The following is a 17,775-nucleotide window of genomic DNA, read 5'->3' on the forward strand; positions in this document are numbered from 1 at the left end:
ATTCCAATCAAGAAACCTAAGAATTTATCATTACCCAAAATAGCAAAACAGATCAACCAAGAAATCAGTCGGCGTAGGATCACAATTGAACATATCAACGGCAAACTTAAATATTTTCGGATATTAACAGAACGGTATAGAAATAGACGGAAACGATTTGGTCTAAGAATGAATTTAATTGTTGGAATGGTGAATTGGATGCTCTTGAATTAACTTTCGCAAGAGATCTAATATAAGCATCTGGCATGTAATGACATTAGCAGGCGTGTGTTGTTTCAGTGATTCTCTGTGAGGCTTTCATGCACTAATGTATCCTGAATCAAGTGAAAGCCGCATAAAAAAGACCGGATTGGTACCGGTCTTTTTTAGATTAAAACAGCTTAGTCAAAATGAATGACTGTACGGATCGACTTGCCTTCATGCATCAGGTCAAAAGCTTCATTGATCTGATCCAGTGGCATGGTATGTGTCACAAAAGGCTCAAGTTGAATTTCACCTTTCATGGATTGCTCTACCATTCCCGGCAATTGTTAACGGCCTTTCACCCCACCAAACGCAGTACCCATCCATTTACGACCTGTGACTAACTGGAATGGACGGGTTGAAATTTCTTTACCTGCACCGGCTACTCCAATAATCACTGATTGACCCCAGCCACGGTGCGCACATTCTAATGCTGAACGCATTACATCTACATTACCGATACATTCGAATGAATGGTCTACACCCCAACCAGTCATTTCGACGATCACTTGCTGGATCGGCTGATCATAGTCTTTTGGATTCAGGAAATCTGTCGCACCAAACTGTTTCGCCAGTTCAAATTTATCCGGATTGGTATCAATCACAATGATACGGCCGGCTTTGGCCTGACGTGCGCCTTGTACTACAGCAAGACCGATACCACCTAAACCAAATACTGCAACACTGTCACCTTCCTGAACTTTAGCGGTGTTATGTACTGCACCAATACCGGTAGTCACACCACAGCCCAGCAGGCAAACATGCTCATGGTTGGCTTCAGGATTAATTTTTGCCAGAGAAACTTCAGCAACCACGGTATATTCTGAAAAAGTTGAACAACCCATATAGTGATAGATCGGCTCGCCATTATAAGAGAAACGGGTCGTACCATCTGGCATGACACCTTTACCTTGCGTCGCCCGTACAGCAACACACAGGTTGGTCTTGCCTGATTTACAGAACAAGCATTCGCCACACTCAGTAGTATAAAGCGGAATCACGTGATCGCCCGGTTTCAGGCTGGTGACACCTTCACCGACTTCAACGACCACACCCGCACCTTCATGACCCAAGATTGCAGGAAATACACCTTCAGGATCTTCACCAGACAAGGTAAATGCATCGGTATGACACACGCCTGTATGGCTAATTTTTACCAGTACTTCACCTGCTTTTGGTGGAGCAACATCCACTTCTACAATTTCTAATGGCTGGCCTGGACCAAACGCAACTGCTGCACGTGATTTCATGTAAAACTGTCTTTTTTTGCTGATTTACAGATGACTAACAGTAACCTCTTTCTATTCGGAGATTCAACTATTAACATCACCTGATAAGGAATAAAAGATCCTATAATTAATGGAACATCAATGACTAAACCTTCGCCCTTTGTATGTTTGAGCATTTTTACTTTTAGCATCATGCTTTCTGGCTGTGAACTGGCTCCCAACACTGCTGAAGAAGCGAAAATTACGCCGGTTCGACCTGCACACTGGATCGACAATCAACTGTCAAAACAGCAGATCAATAGCGGTAAAACGGCTTTCTTGCCGCTCTATGATGGTTTTATGAGTATGGCAGCACGTCTGCACCTGATTAACAAAGCCAAATATCATCTCGACCTACAATATTACATCTGGAAGGATGATTATATTGGCAATATGATCTTATCCCAATTACTCAAAGCCGCCGATCGTGGTGTCAAAGTGAGGGTCCAGATTGACGATCAAAATGGCACCCAGCTTGATGACAAGCTTCTTGCTCTAAGCCAACATCCAAATTTTGAAGTTCGAATTTTTAATCCCTATAAATTTCGTCATTTACGTGCGCTGGATTATGGCTTCCGGATGAAAAAGGTCAATCATCGTATGCACAATAAATTGATCATTGCGGATGGCACTGCAGCCGTGACCGGCGGCCGCAATATCAGCAGTGAATACTTTGATGCCAGTGAAGATTTTCAATTCACCGATGTGGATATATTCTTCGCGGGTCAAAGCGTAACAGATGCCAATCAAACTTTTATTAACTTCTGGAATGATGATCTGAGTTATGACGTTCGACAGGTGCTGAATGATGCCGGCCATCCTGAAATGCTTAAAAGGCTCAGAACTGAATTTGCACATGAAGATGTCGATGAAACTGAACTCAAACGCCGGGTGGGCATTGCCGAGAAACAAGTCGAACAACACTTAAAAAAACAACCCATTCACTGGGCGCCGGCTTATTTTGTCGCGGATAGTCCCGCAAAAGCCCGTCCTCATGCCAAAAATGGCGATTATATTTATACCCATATGCTCGAATTGATGGGTGAGCCGAAAAAACATCTGGAACTGGTGTCCTCATATTTTATTCCCACGCAAAAAGGGGCCGACTATTTAACCCGTCGTGCGCAACAGGGGGTGAAAATCAGAATCCTGACCAACTCTTTTCAGGCCAATGATGTGGCCGCAGTGCATGCCTATTATCAGCAATATCGTCAGCAATTATTGAAAAGTGGCATCGAACTCTGGGAATTTAAACCCTACATTGTCCGGCCGGAACGCACCTGGTATGAAATTATGACCGGAGACATCATCCCGGCTAAAAACAAAAACAGCTCTAGTTTGCATGCCAAATTCTTTGATCTGGATGGCATGGTGTTTGTGGGTTCATTTAATTTTGATCCGCGTTCGGCCTATCTGAATACCGAAGTCGGTCTGGTCATTGAGTCGGAAGATTTTCAGAAGGAAATTGCCAGTGCGATGGATCAGTACTTACCACGCGTGGCTTATCAACTTAAGCTGAATGAAAAAAATGAAATGATTTGGCTAGAACATCAAAAAGATGGCCGTAGCATTCAACATCTACATGATCCGGAAACTACAAAATTCCAGCGTTTTATGATGAATCTGGTGACGGAATTTCCTGGTGAATGGCTAATGTAATGACACTGAAATGACTTCAAAATTATATTATATGAAAAGCCCGTATTTCGAGAATGGCCGATTAACCTAACTTAGTCCGATCATCTTTTAAAAGGTTTTACAGTCGATTGCACTTACTTTAGAATTACACTTTTCTCGTATTTTGCGATTGTTCGCCCTCCACTCCCATGCAATTTTTTGATTTAAGCCGTCAGTTTAAGTTCAGTGATATTCTGACGCCTGTAAAAACTCTCCATGATTTATCCCAGCAAGAATGGTATTTGGCCAAAATTCGGGTGGAACATGACTGTCTGTCCGACTCCGATACGGTCGAGGGACAGGTAGTTTTGAAATCCAGTGAAAATATTCAACTTGAACTGGAATGGCTGATTCAGGATAGCGGTTATGAATTACAGGTTTTATTTAAAGGTGTAGAAACCGAAGCCACTGATGAGACCGGTATTATGTTGAAAGGTGCACAACTGGTCGATGAACTGGAGCAAGTACTCTCTTCTGCCCAAGCATTGAGCTTATGGATTGATGGCACTCTTTTGCCGATGTTGCCCGAGATCCGTCAGGAAATTAAAGCACGTTTAAACTTATGGGATTATGTCGAATACGATGGCTAATCGCCGAGTTTTCCATTTTTTTAAAGAGCCCATATGGCTCTTTTTTATAATCTGAATAACGTTTAAAATTGATTAAACTGCCTCAGCTTCAATTTTTTCAGGCAATGCCGAGCTGGGTAACTTGTTATAAAATTTATAAAAAATAATAAGAGAATCAAGACATGATTTCTGATAGTGAATGGCAACAGATTCGCCAGGTGGTCGATGATGCACAACGGGCTGCCATGCATTGCTCTATTGCAACGGTCAACTCTAAAGGCTTTCCTAGCATTACTCCGATCGGAACCGTATTCCTCAACAAAAAGACCAGCACGGGTTTCTTTTTTGATACTTATTCGACTACGTTCTGTGAAAATTTACAGTATCAGCCACTGGCCTGCATACAAGCCGTGAACAGTAGCAAACTGTTTTGGTTTCATGCACTGTTGAAAGGTAAATTTAAGCGTTATCCAGGAGTACGCTTATATGGAGAAATTGGTCCTTTACGTCCGGCCTCGCCTGAGGAAATACAGCAGGTGGAGTCGCGTATTCGAGCTTTAAAATGGACCAAAGGTAGCCAGTTAATCTGGTCAAGCTTTCATCATGTCCGGGAGATTAAGATCAGTAGCTATCGCTGAGTCGAATATCCAAATATGAATAAATAAAGCCACCAACTTACAAATAGTAAGTTTATTTCTTATCTGCAGCCCAGAAACTTCTTTAACTATTTTCACCTGATTATTGGATTAAATATTAAACCAGACCCACATGTTCAAACATTGTCCGGTAACTTTCGGCTTTTTTCTCCAGAGAAACCGGATATGCTCGAGAAGATGAAGGCATGCGATATAAATACAGATCACGTCCGACAAAATGGGCCTGACTTGGCTGACCAATACTCGGCTTTAAAGTCCCTTCAGGCATGGACAGCATCATGGTGTCTGTGGCCTTGTCGCCTGTGGTCATAATATGATTGCACTGCGGCATTTGGCTGAGCAGTTGCTCAATATTGGTAGGTACTACTATTTCCAAAAACTTGTCTGAAGCATTGCCCTTTAAACGCCGGATCTGATAGCCACTATCAAAAATCGCAATCCCCGTTTCTGTTAAAAAATCCCGGATTAATTGTTCCTGAAATTTTTTATTAGGTAAGTCCAAAAAGTAATCTTTATTTTCAAAGAAAATCAGTCCAAAAATCCGCCACATATCATTCTGATAATTCGGATAATAAAAGTTCATTTTCCAACGCGTTGCAGGTGGCGGGAAGCTGCCCAACATCAGTAATTTGGCATTGGGCGGTAAAAATGGTGGTAGCGGATGCGTTTCAATATCGGACATAGGATTAACTAAATTGAGAGATTTCAACTATTTTAGAAGGTCTTCCGAATCTTGCCAGCTACTTCTTGTCCCCAAAGTGTATAAACTTCCTTACTCGGATGAAAACCATCTGCAGCCATTTGTAAATTCATGGCACGATACTTTTCAATATCGTATTCAATCCATTGCATATTCACTTGCTGATTCACAAAATTTTCTAGTTGCTGGTTCATCTGTTTAGCATACTGGCCAAATAGCCAGGCTAAAGGATTCGGTAGCGCCGGAAACATATTCATTGGCGGCACACCGGCAGCAATGATCAGTTTCGGACTAAATTTTTGCTGAATTTTACTATAAAGCTGTTCCTGCTTCTGAATCCAAACCTCGACAGGTATCAGTTTGGTCACATCATTGACGCCAACCGACGTGACGATTACATCATAGTGCTGGACTTCTATTTGGTCCAAAGCATGAATTACTTTTGAGCTGGTATCGCCTGTTTTGGCCTGTAATTTCCAGTCAATTTCAAAGTCATCTTTCAGTTCATGCAGAATTGCACCCAGTAATGCGTCATCCTGATGTTCTACTCCTACACCTGCTGCTGCCGAATCCCCTAAAATCAGCAGAGACAGTTTGTTGCCGGTTCCGGTTTGACCTTCACGTGCACCTTCAGGTTCCGGCAGTCTTAGGGTATTTTTCTTGACACGATTACCCTGAATGACAAGTGCAGGAATCAAGGCAATGGTGGCGGCTTTCAGCAACATAGCGGGCTAATTTATATAGGGATATACTTAATTTTACCTGAGTTTATTCTTTTGAACTATTTCCTCAACAGTCATTTTAAATGAATGTTCACCTAAATTTAACTAAGATAGGATTCTTGCAAAATACAGGCTTATACATCTTGCCATTGGGTAAAACATCAAGGATAAATATAAAAAAATCCCGCTTAAAAACGGGATTTCTTATGGAAATTAAAGCTTAGATTTTATAGTCATTCCAGCGATTCATACGCTTAAAAGTTCCCACATCATTAAAACGCACGCCCACTTCTTTCATTACTTTATGCGCCGTTTTGGACGTCAGTTGACGGATATAAAATGGCTCTTTGACCACAAAATGATGAATCGCATGGGTCGAACCAAAATTACAGCAGAATAACTGGAACGGAACCATCCACCATGGATTGAGCACTTGGGTTTGTTTGATCACATCACGTGGATCAATATCGCCATAGTAATGCATATTTGAGCTGACAAACTGCAAGCTAAAAGAACGGATAAAGTTCGGAATCACCCAGATGACTGCCAGCAGATTTACAATCGGCATCGCGTCGACAATGCCTTGCGACCAGAGCATCTCATAACCGAATAGCGGTGAAACTGCATTTAAACCATGAAAGACCACAAACAGGTAGCACAATCCATAGTAAATAATGCTGAGAGGTAAAAAGCCAAATAGCTGAGAAATCATGGCAATTTTACGTTCTTTTTCAGGCTGTTTTTCCAGAAAAAGATGAATCATTTTAATCATCTGAAATGGACGCAGATACACTGACATCAACTGGTCACTAATCACCAGAATTCGGCGAATGCCCCAAGGCATACCATTACTGATGCCACGTTCTTCCAGGTCATGTTCAGTGCCTGAATATTTATGATGATGCAAATGTAAACGACGACGTGCCCACGGACTGATGGTGTTTGGACGTGCCAACCAGACCAGTGCCAGCATCAGATGATGTGCCCAAGGTGTTTTTTTGAAATACATATAATGAATCAGGTCATGTTCCAATTCATGGGTCAATGACGCAAAAATCGCAATCAAGGGAATGGTAAACCATGCTGAGAGATAACCTGTTCCATATGCTACCGCGCATGCAATCATGCCTGCCCAGGCAAAGCCTAAAATACTCGCACCTATAAAGTTCTGATGTTTGAGTATGGGATAACGAGCACGCACCTCTTCCCCGGCCTGGGTAACGATACTTCTGACCTTGGAGATTCGCTGCTGGTCAGTCATATCCGCAGATGTAGACATATGGACAACCTTTAATTTCTGAACGGTTGTACATTAAAGGAAATTCTAAAAAAGAGAAGTTATCTTTCCACTTTTAGAGTGAGTATGTCTAAGTTTTGGACAGTTTGGAAAAGTTCTTAAAATTGGCGAAAATTAGGAAAAGTAAAAGATGGTCTTTCTCATGAAACGAAAATTTAAAAGTAATTGATTTAATTGAAAATTCATCAATAAAATAAAAATATAATTTTTGATAATTTAAAACTTTATTTTAATAATCAATATATTAGGATTTATAAAATTTCGCTTTTTTGTAAATTCAAGCTATACATTTTTTAGAAAAAAATATTGATTCAGAAATTTTTCTCAGTTTGTCATAAAAAATAAAAAGAGAAGCGCTCTAGCTTCTCTTTTTATAGATCTAAGAGCGCTTTTAACCTAACTTGTTCACCAGTTTAAGTGGTAATACTTTCATGGCTAGACCGAGTGGCAACCAAGGCCATTTCGGCACATAAGCCTTAACTGGTGCTTTTTCAATTTCTGCTGCCAATAAACGCGAACCAGTTTTTTCATCTACTTCAAAAGGTAGCTTTTTTGCCCCTTCATTAATTTCAGTACGAATATATCCTGGGAAAATGGTGGTCACTTTTATTGGCGTATCGATCAATTCAGCTCGAATGCCTTCCGCTAAATGAGCCACGCCGGCCTTACTTGCACCATAAGCCGTTAAATGTTTTGGCATACCGCGCATTGCACTCATAGATGAAATCATCACCAGATGGCCAGAGTTTTGTACACGGAAGATTTCAACTGCAGCTTCACATTGTGCTAATGCCGAAATAAAGTTGGTTTCAACCGTGGCTTTATTGATAGCAAAATTACCTTTACCAATCCGGCGGCCCTCACCGACACCAGCATTCACAATAACTCGGTCAATGGTGCCAAAGTCTTCTTTAAAAGCACGAAACACTTCAAACACTTGATCGTAATCGGTGACATCTAGTGTTTTGGCAATGACTTTGATGCCATATTGGCTTTCCAGTTCCTGCTTTAAGATTTCCAGACGCTCCAAACGACGTGCACAAATCGCCAGGTTATAGCCTTTTTTCGCAAATTCACGTGTCATACCGGCGCCGATCCCTGAACTTGCACCGGTAATTAAAATTGTTTTAGCCATGTATTTACCCTATTCCTTTATTTTTCTAACGTATTAGGTTTTAAATCCAGGTCAATAAGTCTGGACGCTGTGCTTTAATAAAATGATGTTCATTTAAACTGAGTAGTTGCGGTTCATTACCCACCAGACGTAGTGTCGTGATACTGGTATTGGTAATCGCCCAGTTCAGAGCAAAGGTTTTCTCCGGACTAAGGCCCAAAATTTTGCCTACAGCCACAGAAATCACCCCACCTGAGGTATAAACTACTGCATAGCGTGGTCGGCTTTTGGACAACTGGTCACACAGATTTTCTAAGCCGCTTTCCACGCGTGCTTTGAAACTTGGCCAAGATTCATCATATTCATGGTGATAATCATCGCCAGTCCAGCGTGCAATTGCACCGCTAAAAATCTTGCTCAGATAATCCCGTGGATTTTCATGTTCTGATACATCCTGTTTCAGCAATTCAGGCTGATTAAAGCGCGGCTCATAACGGGCGAATACCTGCTGATGATTAAATTCATTCCAGGCACTATCGGTCAGAATCTCACTTTCCGGAAAACATTTGTCCAGTGATAATTGCGCTGTCTGTTGATGGCGTTGCATGGAACCAGCCACCACATAAGGCGCTTCTTTCAGGATTTCGTCAAAATAGCGACCCAAAAGCTTTGCCTGTAACTCGCCGTTGGGCGAAAGTTGATCGTAACTTTCTGCGCCAAAAGAGGCCTGGCCATGCCGGATCAAGTAAATGGTTGTCATTTTGGCATTATCTCTTTAAATTTAAGCACATACTTTTGTGCAATCTCATTGGCTTCCAGTTTTTGCTTGCCAATCAGTTTTAAGGCACGAATATGCAAGGCATGAATCACCACCCAAAAATCCTTGAACGCTGGATTATTAGTCTGTTTATGGTAATAACGATAATAGATCTGCTGGGCAATCACCGCGAGACGGAAAATTCCGAACACCTCATAAAACGCCCAGTTTTCCGGTTGCAGGCCGGTTTTCCCCAAGTAGTAATCCACCACTTCTTTACGGGTAAACATACCTTTTAGATTGGTCGGCTGGCGGCGTGTTGCCTTAAAGATGGCATTGTCAGTATCTTCCACCCAATAGGCTAAAGCAGAACCTAGGTCCATGAGCGGATCGCCGAGTGTCGCCATTTCCCAGTCCAGTACGCCAATCACTTCAGTCGGATTTTCCGGATTTAAGATGACATTATCAAAACGCCAGTCATTATGAATCACACAGGTTTTAGAATCTGAAGGAATATTATCTTTAAGCCAGTTGCGCACATATTTAAACGATGGAACATTTAAAGTTTTAGCCTTTTCATAACGTACATCCCAGCCTTCGACCTGACGGCGACAATAGCCTTCACCCTTACCGAGATTTTCAAGTTCAGTTCCTTGATAAGGCACCTGATGCAATTCGATCAGTTTATCAATCACATTGATACATAAAGTCCGGATATCGGATTCAGTAAGCTGCAGCTCAGCTGGCATTTTGGCGCGAGGAATAATTCCTTCAAGCCGTTTCATCACATAGAAATCACAACCAATCACTGATTCATCCTGACAAAGCGCGACCATTTCAGGCACCACCGGATAATGCTCAGACAAGGCTTTTTGTACATGATATTCACGTGCCATATCATGGGCTGATTTGGCTTTGGTACCTTGCGGCGGACGACGTAAAATTAGATCGGCATTGGTATACTGTAAACGGTAGGTCCAGTTTGAAGCTCCGCCTGAATATTGGGTCACTTGCACAGGGCCTTCAACATTCACATTTTGCTGAATTAGCCAATTGGTGATGGCTTGTACATCCAGTTCTTCACCTTGACGAACTGCTCCACCTACATCAATAACCGCCATAATTTTTCCTTAAAATTTTTTAATACATTGCAATTTTCTAGTTAAAGCCAGCCTATTTTTTGCGACGAGTACTGTAGCCACGTTTTGCCAGTTCCAGTTTGGCAATCATGCCCTTATGCACTTCATCCGGGCCATCAGCCAAACGCAAGGCACGTGCCTGAGCAAAGAATCCAGTCAGTGGCGTATCACGAGAGACTCCGGCACCGCCGTGGATCTGAATCGCCATATCGACAACTTTTTCCAATACACTTGGCGCAACGACTTTAATTGCAGAAATTTCAGTCAGTGCCGCCATATTCCCTAAAGTATCCATTTTATAGGCGGCATACAAGGTCAAAAGGCGTACCTGATCAATCGCAACCCGTGCTTCAGCGACACGTTCCAAGTTACCGCCGAGTTTTAAAATCTCTTTGCCAAATGCTGTCCGGCTCATACCACGGTCAATCATCAACTCTAAGGATTTTTCAGCCGCGCCAATACAGCGCATGCAATGATGAATACGACCTGGTCCTAAACGACCTTGAGCAATTTCAAAGCCCTGACCGGCACCGCCAATAAAATTCGAAACAGGGACACGGACATTTTCAAAGCTGACTTCGCCGTGGCCATGCGGAGCATCGTAGTCACCAAACACTGGCAGCATACGTTCAATTTTTACCCCTGCGGTATCTACCGGAACTAGAACCATCGAATGCTGATGATGACGGTCTTTTGTTTCATCTGGAGTATGTGCCATAAAAATAATGATTTTGGCGTTAGGATCGCCCAGACCTGATGACCACCATTTACGGCCATTCAAAACAATCTCATTACCTTCCACCATCGCCGTTGCCTGCATATTGGTGGCATCACTGGATGCAACTGCAGGTTCAGTCATACAAAAGACTGAACGGATTTTTCCTTCTAAAAGTGGCATCAGCCATTCTTGTTTTTGTTCTTCAGAACCATAACGCCACAATACCTCCATATTGCCGCTATCTGGCGCATTACAGTTAAATACGACTGGTGCAATCAGGCTACGACCTGAAAGTTCGGCAATATGTGCATATTCCTGAACTGATAAACCTTGGCCACGTTCAGGACAAGGGAGAAACATATTCCAGAGGCCAGCTGCCTTGGCTTTGGCTTTTAAGCTTTCCAGTTCTGCTGGCCATTGCCATTTGGTCCAGTCACCGCCTTGATTCAACTCATGAACCTGCTGCCAGAAATCAGCTTCAACTGGTTCAATTTCCTCAGCAATAAATTTTTTGGTTCTATTTAAATAATCTTGTGCACGTGCTGAAAGCTCAAACATCTCTTTTATCCCTCTAAATATTCTAATTCATACACTTTACAACACCTTAACCCAAAACCTATTATGAATAAAATGATTTTATCCCATACATTATTATGCATAGTATTCATTCTAAAACAGTCATGGACCTGCGAAATTTTCATCGTATCGACATTAACCTTTATCCGCTTTTTATGGCAATTTATGAGCAGAACAGTATTTCTAAAGCTGCACAAATTTTATCAATCAGCCAGTCTGCTGCTAGTCATGCTTTACAACGTTTAAGGCAGCATTTACAGGATGATTTATTTGTACGTACTGGTAGCAAAATGCAACCTACGCCGTTTGCGGAACAGATCTATCCTGAGCTGAAGAATGCACTTTTTGCAATTCAAAATATTTCAATACAACATCAGCAGTTCAGACCAGAAATGATTCAGAGTTTGAAAATTGCCGTTCATGATGAAATTGAACCAATGATCTTTCCCAGACTCGTTCAGCACTTTCAGCAACTCAATCTAGAAATTCAGCTTAGCAGCATGAAACTGGACCGTAAAAATATAGCAGCAGACCTCGCCTCTCAACAGATTGATTTTGTCATAGATCTGGAACAAAACATTGCTGAAAAAATCCAGTTTGAACGCCTGGTGCAAGATGAATTTGTAGTGTGTACACAATTAACAGAAATGAATGAGCAGATTTATCTTGCCTCGCCTCATATTGGCGTGTCATCACGCCGTACTGGTGTTTTGGTTGAAGATATTTATTTAAGTCGGAAACAATATTCACGACAGATTTTTTTACGCTGTCAGCATTACTCAACTGCTCTGCAAATTCTGGAGCAGCAAAAGACAGCCATGCTGACTATTCCTAAAAATGTATTGACGCATTTACAATTGGCTACCAGTCTAAATATTTTTGAAGTCCCTGTGGAACTGCCGAAAATTAATATGGGGATGTATTGGCATAAGGATTTGCAAGAGAATAAAAGACATCAATTTTTGAGAAGTGAAATTTATAAAATTTTTTCTTAGGCTATTTATAAAGGAATGCAAGTTTACTTAGGCTATTTTTATATAAGTTTAGATGGTTGCATCTTCATCTTTTCAGTAGAAAAATATACTTAGGCTATTTTAGCTGGTACAAAACTAAACACTGAGTGATTAGCTTTTAAGCCGTAGATCTACTGGCTTTGCTCTAAAATGGCTCGACTTTTAGCTGTGATTTTACAGCTGGTTTTGCTGATTTGGATCTTGCCTTTGTTAAATCTCTCCATCACCTGGCAAATTGTGCTGGGCCTCGTACTGCTGTGTTTTTCTTATTATCTGCTGCATAAAATTACAGTTTATTTAAAAGATGTTTTCCGCCCCTTTAAGAAAGGCAAAAAATACTGCTGCCGTGTAAAAGCCGTAAGTGATGGTGATACCCTCACCTGCTACCGTTTTAATATTCGTCGCTCTGAGACCAAATTGCGCTTTGCTTTTGTCGATGCCCCTGAATCATCACAAGCCTATGGCAAGGAATCGCAACGTCTGGTCAAAAGCATGGTGAATAATAAAATGGTTCGGGTCAAGATAACCGACATTGACCGTTATGGTCGCTGTGTGGGTGTCGTCTATCGCTATCGCAAAAATATCAATGAAGAGATTGTCAAACGTGGTGCAGCGTGGGTCTATGAAGAATATATCAAAGATAAAAACCATTTACGCTATATGATGGAGCTGCAAAATAAAGCTAAGAAACAGAAAAAAGGCCTTTGGAAAGGCAGTCGCCCTGTACGTCCAAGTGTTTATCGTAAGCAGGTAAAATCGTAAATTTGATTTTGTCAAAGATGAATTGCAAATGATAAAAAGTGATCAGGACATTCTGATCACTTTTTTTTCACTCATTTTAGTTTTACCGATTTAATAAGCCAAATGCACCAGAAAGCGGAATGCGCCGGCAATCAGGACCAGCGTTAAAAATCCTGCCAGCCATAGTCCTACAAACCATAATGCCTGTTTGCCTTTCATGACCACTCCTTAATGATAGCCATCATCGCCGACCCTGACCTTATGCCGGAACACCCAATAGGACATACCAGTATAAATCACAATAATAGGAATCAGGATCAAGGCACCAATCAAGGCAAATAGCTGGCTATTTTCATGCGCTGCAGCCTGCCAGATAGTCACGCTCGGCGGGATAATATATGGCCATAGACTGATCAAGAATCCAGTATAAGCGAGGAAAACCAGAACCAGCATATAGGTAAATGGACCTAATTCACTGCGTCTTTTGCAGGCACGTAAGGCCAGCCAGGTAAATAGCAGAACCAGAACTGGAACTGGCATAAAATAGGTGAATTGTGGCTGACTAAACCAGCGTTCGGCAATCTGTGGATGGGTCAACGGCGTATAAATACTGACAGCACCCAATATGATCAGCAAGGCCATAATCAGCTTAGGCATCAGTTTAAACATTCGATCCTGCAAGTCATCTCCGGTTTTATAAATCAGCCAGCCACAGCCTAATGCCGCATAGAGCACCACCACACTGATTCCGGTAAAGATACTGAATGGAGTGAGCCAGTCCAGACCACCCCCAACATAGACACCATTTCGGGTTTCAATCCCCTGAATATAGGCCCCTAAAATCATGCCTTGCAGGAAACTGGTAATCGCAGAACCACCGATAAAGGCTTTATCCCACCAATGCTTACTGCGGTTTGCCTTGAAGCGGAACTCAAAAGCCACGCCGCGGAAAATCAAGGCAATCACCATCAGAATAATTGGCATATACAGTGCCGAGAGTACGGTCGAGTAAGCAAGTGGGAAAGCTGCAAATAACCCTGCACCACCCAGTACCATCCAGGTTTCATTGCCATCCCAGACCGGAGCCACGGTATTCATCATGACATCACGTTCATCCTGATGCGGAAAGAAAGGAAACAAGATGCCGATGCCCAGATCGAAACCATCGAGAATGGTATAAATCAATACACCCAAACCAATAATCACAATCCAGATTAATGATAAATCAATCATTTTTTGTCCTCCTGATCCGGTTGTTCAGGAACTTCTTCGATACGTTCGCGAATACTACTTAATGGTCGACGCGAGGCCTGAACCACATCGCTATCTGATTCATGATCTGGTCGGGTATGAATAAAATCCGGGCCTTTGTGCATCAGACGCAACATGTAGTAAATCCCGATACCAAATACCACACAGTAGACAACTACAAAAATAATCAGGGTCAGCCCCACCTGTTCAGCGGAAACCGGAGACAATGTATCCTTGGTTCGCATGATGCCGTAGACTACCCAAGGCTGACGGCCGACTTCTGTGGTAAACCATCCCGCAAGCATGGCAATAAATCCGGAAGGTCCCATAATCAGGGCAAATCGGTGCAATGCACGGGACTCATAAAAGCGACCACGGGTACGTGCCCACGCTCCCCATAACGCCAGTAACAGCATCAATACGCCGAGTCCGACCATAATCCGGAAGCTCCAGAACACCACCAGCGAATTCGGCCGGTCTTCAGGCGCAAAGTCTTTAAGTCCTGTAACCTTTCCATCCATCGAGTGGGTTAGAATCAGGCTACCCAAGTTGGGAATTGCGACTGCATATTTGGTTTCTTCGGCCTCCATATCTGGAATACCAAAGAGATATAAGGGCATGCCTTCGTCATGATTGGTTTCCCAATGCCCTTCCATTGCCGCCAGTTTTGCTGGCTGATGCTCAAGGGTATTAATACCGTGCATATCACCGACGATGACCTGCAAAGGTGCAAGTACCAGAAGCAGCCACATTGCCATGGAAAATGAAGTTTTAACCAGTGCATCGCGACGGCCTTTGATCAGATGCCATGCAGCTGTAGCAGCAACCAGTAAGGCGGAAACCAGAAAGGCAGCCATAGCCATATGGGCCAGACGATAAGGGAAAGATGGGTTAAACACGATAGCAAGCCAATCTTGCGGAACAATCAGGCCATTTTCAATCGCAAAGCCTTGTGGGGTCTGCATCCAGCTATTGGACGATAGAATCCAGAACATGGAAATACAGGTGCCTATCGCAACCATCAAGGTCGAGAAAAAGTGCGCCTTTGGTCCCACTCGCCCCCAGCCAAATAACATGATGCCCAGAAAGCCCGCTTCCAGAAAGAAAGCGGTGAGTACTTCATAGGCCAATAAAGGTCCAGTCACGCTGCCTGCCACCCGGGAAAACTCACTCCAGTTGGTTCCAAACTGGTAGCTCATGACCACACCAGAGACGACACCCATCCCGAATGCCACAGCGAAAATTTTCACCCAGAATTTGAATAGATCCTGAAAAATCGGATTTTGGGTTTTGAGCCAGCGCCATTCCAGAATGGCCAGAAAGCTGGCCAAGCCAATAGAAATTGCCGGAAAAATGATATGAAAAGATACAGTAAAGGCGAACTGTATTCGTGCTAACTCTAATGCAGTTAAACCCAGAGTCATAAGCTTCACCTATGCATTGTTAGTTGGCATCTTTGCCCTTCAATTTTTAAGTCATGAATTTTTCTAGTGACATGGCTAGCTTAGGCGTGGCTGTTATAAAAAGTATGTAGTCTTTTGTTGATTATTTTTTAATCAGGTTAAACTATGTAACTCTTGCTGATAAAGAAAATATTACTCTGAATAATTTTTAAAACTCTCCTCTTGAGCTTTAGATAAAACAGGCGTAAATTAGGCCTAAATTTAGTTACCCAGGTTAACTAACCATATGTTTTCCGAATCTCCCCGACTTCGTACGCTGTTATTACGCTGCGCACGACTGATGAGCGATGAGATCAATACGATCTTGTTGTCATCTCAATTAAATTATTCCTTATGGCAGGTGTTATACGTCATCCAGTCAAAGCAACAATGCACGCTGGCAGATATTTCCAGTTATCTCAATGTATCCAAGCCCGGTATTACTAAGCGGATTCAGCAACTGGTTGAACTCGATCTGATTGCCCAACTCGAAACTGAAGACAAACGTCAAAAGCTGTTCAAGTTGAGTGAGCAAGGAATTGAGACCTTTGCGATGTGTTCCAAACAGATCGATGCATTTGAAGATCAGTTGCTTGAGCACGTTGAATCAGATGATCTTGAAGGCAGTAAAAATACCTTGATGCAACTCATTCAGCAGTTATATCCCTCATCTCAGGACAGACCTCAATGAGCCAAGAACAAGAAGCGCCTTTATGGACGCCCAATTTTATCCTGATCAGTCTGGTGAATTTCCAGCTGGTTCTGGTGTTCTACTTACTGGTGATTGTGATTGTCGGCTACTCAGTGGCTGAGCTAGGGGCTTCGACTGCACAAGCCGGTCTGGTATCAGGTCTGTTTATTGTCGGCACCCTATTCGGACGCTTATTGATCGGAAAATTACTGAATCGTCTGGGCCTAAAAAATACGCTTGTCATTGGCCTGACTGGTTTCCTACTCTTTTCCGGACTGTATATGATTCCGGCCAAGCTGGAAGTTTTACTAGGCATCCGTCTGATACATGGCTTTATGATGGGTATGGCTTCTACTGTACTGGGTACAGTGATTGCACAGACCATTCCTGCCACACGACGTGGTGAAGGAATTGGATATTTCAGCATGAGCAGCACCCTCGGCACAGCGATTGGTCCCTTTGCCGGAATCTGGCTGATGACAAATTTTAATTATCAGGTAATTTTCATCTTTACCAGTATCGTTGCGCTCAGCTGCCTGATTTGTGGCTTGTTCATCCAGCCACCACGCCTTAAGGCAGGTCATTCGTCAGCAGATTCTACTTCGCAAAGCACCAGTAAACTGGCCCAGTATATTGAACCGAATGCCCTACCGATTGCACTGATTGTACTGCTGGTGGCTACTTCTTATTCAGGTGTACTGTCCTTTATTCATTTTTATGCCAAAGACATTAATCTGGTCGAAGCAGCATCATTCTTTTTCTTAATGTATGCCTTTGCCATTTTGCTTTCGCGTCCTTTTACCGGCCCGCTCATGGATCGTAAAGGCGAAAATATCATTATCTATCCTGCCATTGTGATTATGGCACTGGGGATATTGCTCCTCAGTCAGGCGCAAAACTCTGTGATGTTACTTGCCAGTGCTGCCTTGCTTGGTTTTGGTTTTGGTAATATCCAGTCAGTGTGTCAAACCATTGCGGTGAAAAGTACGACATTGCAGCGTATGGGGCTTGCTACCTCAACCTTCTTTATTGCCCTGGATGCCGGTCTTGGTTTTGGCCCTTATTTCCTGGGTATGCTGCTGGATCAGATTGGTTATCGTCAGCTTTATCTGTTCTCGGCGCTGCTCACCCTGAGCTGCCTGGTTTGGTATTACCTTCTGCATGGCCGTAAAGTGGGAAAAGTACAGCCTTCTCATTAAGC

General features: G+C 42.7%; 18 protein-coding genes and 1 pseudogene. 8 read left to right on the plus strand and 11 right to left on the minus strand.

Annotated features, from left to right (window positions below):
- A partial coding sequence (locus WFH18_RS08475; protein WP_336754738.1) for a transposase occupies positions 1-213 on the plus strand: 213 nt, incomplete at its 5' end.
- Between the two features lie 167 nt (positions 214-380).
- On the opposite strand, the pseudogene WFH18_RS08480 reads toward WFH18_RS08475, so the two are convergent.
- Positions 381-1,493: pseudogene (locus tag WFH18_RS08480) on the minus strand (S-(hydroxymethyl)glutathione dehydrogenase/class III alcohol dehydrogenase).
- 120 nt (positions 1,494-1,613) lie between these two features.
- Here WFH18_RS08480 and WFH18_RS08485 point away from each other — a divergent pair.
- The 3 genes from WFH18_RS08485 (at position 1,614) to WFH18_RS08495 (ending at position 4,395) form a co-directional block, all read left to right on the plus strand.
- Entirely contained in the window at positions 1,614-3,170 is a 1,557-nt protein-coding gene (locus tag WFH18_RS08485) for a phospholipase D family protein (RefSeq protein ID WP_336754739.1), read from the plus strand.
- A 167-nt stretch (positions 3,171-3,337) separates the two neighbouring features.
- Positions 3,338-3,778: a hypothetical protein gene (locus WFH18_RS08490; protein WP_336754740.1), complete on the plus strand. Its 441-nt coding sequence runs from the start codon at positions 3,338-3,340 to the stop codon at positions 3,776-3,778.
- A gap of 161 nt (positions 3,779-3,939) precedes the next feature.
- Positions 3,940-4,395, plus strand: a complete 456-nt coding sequence (locus WFH18_RS08495) for a pyridoxamine 5'-phosphate oxidase family protein (RefSeq protein ID WP_336754741.1) — start codon at positions 3,940-3,942, stop codon at positions 4,393-4,395.
- Positions 4,396-4,510: 115 nt separating this feature from the next.
- On the opposite strand, the gene WFH18_RS08500 is transcribed toward WFH18_RS08495, so the two are convergent.
- The 7 genes from WFH18_RS08500 to WFH18_RS08530 all read right to left on the minus strand — a co-directional run bounded on the left by WFH18_RS08500 (position 4,511) and on the right by WFH18_RS08530 (position 11,418).
- Positions 4,511-5,095, minus strand: a complete 585-nt coding sequence (locus WFH18_RS08500) for a uracil-DNA glycosylase family protein (RefSeq protein ID WP_005100141.1) — start codon at positions 5,093-5,095, stop codon at positions 4,511-4,513.
- Positions 5,096-5,127: 32 nt separating this feature from the next.
- Positions 5,128-5,838: an SGNH/GDSL hydrolase family protein gene (locus tag WFH18_RS08505; protein WP_004280437.1), complete on the minus strand. Its 711-nt coding sequence runs from the start codon at positions 5,836-5,838 to the stop codon at positions 5,128-5,130.
- A 217-nt stretch (positions 5,839-6,055) separates the two neighbouring features.
- Positions 6,056-7,114: a fatty acid desaturase gene (locus tag WFH18_RS08510; RefSeq protein ID WP_004280438.1), complete on the minus strand. Its 1,059-nt coding sequence runs from the start codon at positions 7,112-7,114 to the stop codon at positions 6,056-6,058.
- A 409-nt stretch (positions 7,115-7,523) separates the two neighbouring features.
- Complete coding sequence (locus tag WFH18_RS08515; RefSeq protein ID WP_071850089.1) at positions 7,524-8,267, minus strand: SDR family oxidoreductase; 744 nt, start codon at positions 8,265-8,267, stop codon at positions 7,524-7,526.
- Between the two features lie 40 nt (positions 8,268-8,307).
- Positions 8,308-9,006, minus strand: coding sequence for a histidine phosphatase family protein (locus WFH18_RS08520; RefSeq protein ID WP_071850090.1), 699 nt, complete (start codon positions 9,004-9,006; stop codon positions 8,308-8,310).
- Complete coding sequence (locus WFH18_RS08525; protein ID WP_216986075.1) at positions 9,003-10,124, minus strand: phosphotransferase family protein; 1,122 nt, start codon at positions 10,122-10,124, stop codon at positions 9,003-9,005. The genes WFH18_RS08520 and WFH18_RS08525 overlap by 4 nt, the downstream gene beginning before the upstream one ends.
- 52 nt (positions 10,125-10,176) lie before the next feature.
- Positions 10,177-11,418 (minus strand): acyl-CoA dehydrogenase family protein, encoded by a 1,242-nt coding sequence (locus WFH18_RS08530; RefSeq protein ID WP_262466735.1) that lies wholly within the window; start codon positions 11,416-11,418, stop codon positions 10,177-10,179.
- A gap of 95 nt (positions 11,419-11,513) precedes the next feature.
- Between WFH18_RS08530 and WFH18_RS08535 the strand changes: the two genes are divergently transcribed.
- Together WFH18_RS08535 and WFH18_RS08540 are read left to right on the plus strand one after the other, a co-directional pair.
- On the plus strand, positions 11,514-12,431 hold the full coding sequence (locus tag WFH18_RS08535; protein WP_336754742.1) for a LysR family transcriptional regulator: 918 nt from the start codon (positions 11,514-11,516) through the stop codon (positions 12,429-12,431).
- Positions 12,432-12,599: 168 nt separating this feature from the next.
- Complete coding sequence (locus WFH18_RS08540) at positions 12,600-13,211, plus strand: thermonuclease family protein (protein ID WP_336754743.1); 612 nt, start codon at positions 12,600-12,602, stop codon at positions 13,209-13,211.
- A gap of 90 nt (positions 13,212-13,301) precedes the next feature.
- Here WFH18_RS08540 and WFH18_RS08545 read toward each other — a convergent pair whose 3' ends face one another.
- The 3 genes from WFH18_RS08545 to WFH18_RS08555 are packed head-to-tail and all read right to left on the minus strand — an operon-like array spanning position 13,302 to position 15,865.
- Entirely contained in the window at positions 13,302-13,409 is a 108-nt protein-coding gene (locus WFH18_RS08545; RefSeq protein WP_005251975.1) for a hypothetical protein, read from the minus strand.
- A gap of 9 nt (positions 13,410-13,418) precedes the next feature.
- Complete coding sequence (cydB, locus tag WFH18_RS08550; RefSeq protein ID WP_004280450.1) at positions 13,419-14,423, minus strand: cytochrome d ubiquinol oxidase subunit II; 1,005 nt, start codon at positions 14,421-14,423, stop codon at positions 13,419-13,421.
- Complete coding sequence (locus tag WFH18_RS08555) at positions 14,420-15,865, minus strand: cytochrome ubiquinol oxidase subunit I (protein ID WP_336754744.1); 1,446 nt, start codon at positions 15,863-15,865, stop codon at positions 14,420-14,422. The genes cydB and WFH18_RS08555 overlap by 4 nt, the downstream gene beginning before the upstream one ends.
- A gap of 265 nt (positions 15,866-16,130) precedes the next feature.
- Between WFH18_RS08555 and WFH18_RS08560 the strand changes: the two genes are divergently transcribed.
- Together WFH18_RS08560 and WFH18_RS08565 are read left to right on the plus strand one after the other, a co-directional pair.
- Positions 16,131-16,574: a MarR family winged helix-turn-helix transcriptional regulator gene (locus tag WFH18_RS08560; protein WP_004280452.1), complete on the plus strand. Its 444-nt coding sequence runs from the start codon at positions 16,131-16,133 to the stop codon at positions 16,572-16,574.
- A complete protein-coding gene (locus WFH18_RS08565) occupies positions 16,571-17,773 on the plus strand; it encodes an MFS transporter (protein WP_004280453.1) in 1,203 nt (400 codons plus the stop codon). The genes WFH18_RS08560 and WFH18_RS08565 overlap by 4 nt, the downstream gene beginning before the upstream one ends.
- The last annotated feature ends 2 nt before the right edge of the window (positions 17,774-17,775 follow it).

It is taken from the genome of Acinetobacter sp. USHLN143, assembly GCF_037145695.1.
In the GTDB taxonomy this organism is placed as follows: domain Bacteria; phylum Pseudomonadota; class Gammaproteobacteria; order Pseudomonadales; family Moraxellaceae; genus Acinetobacter; species Acinetobacter fasciculus.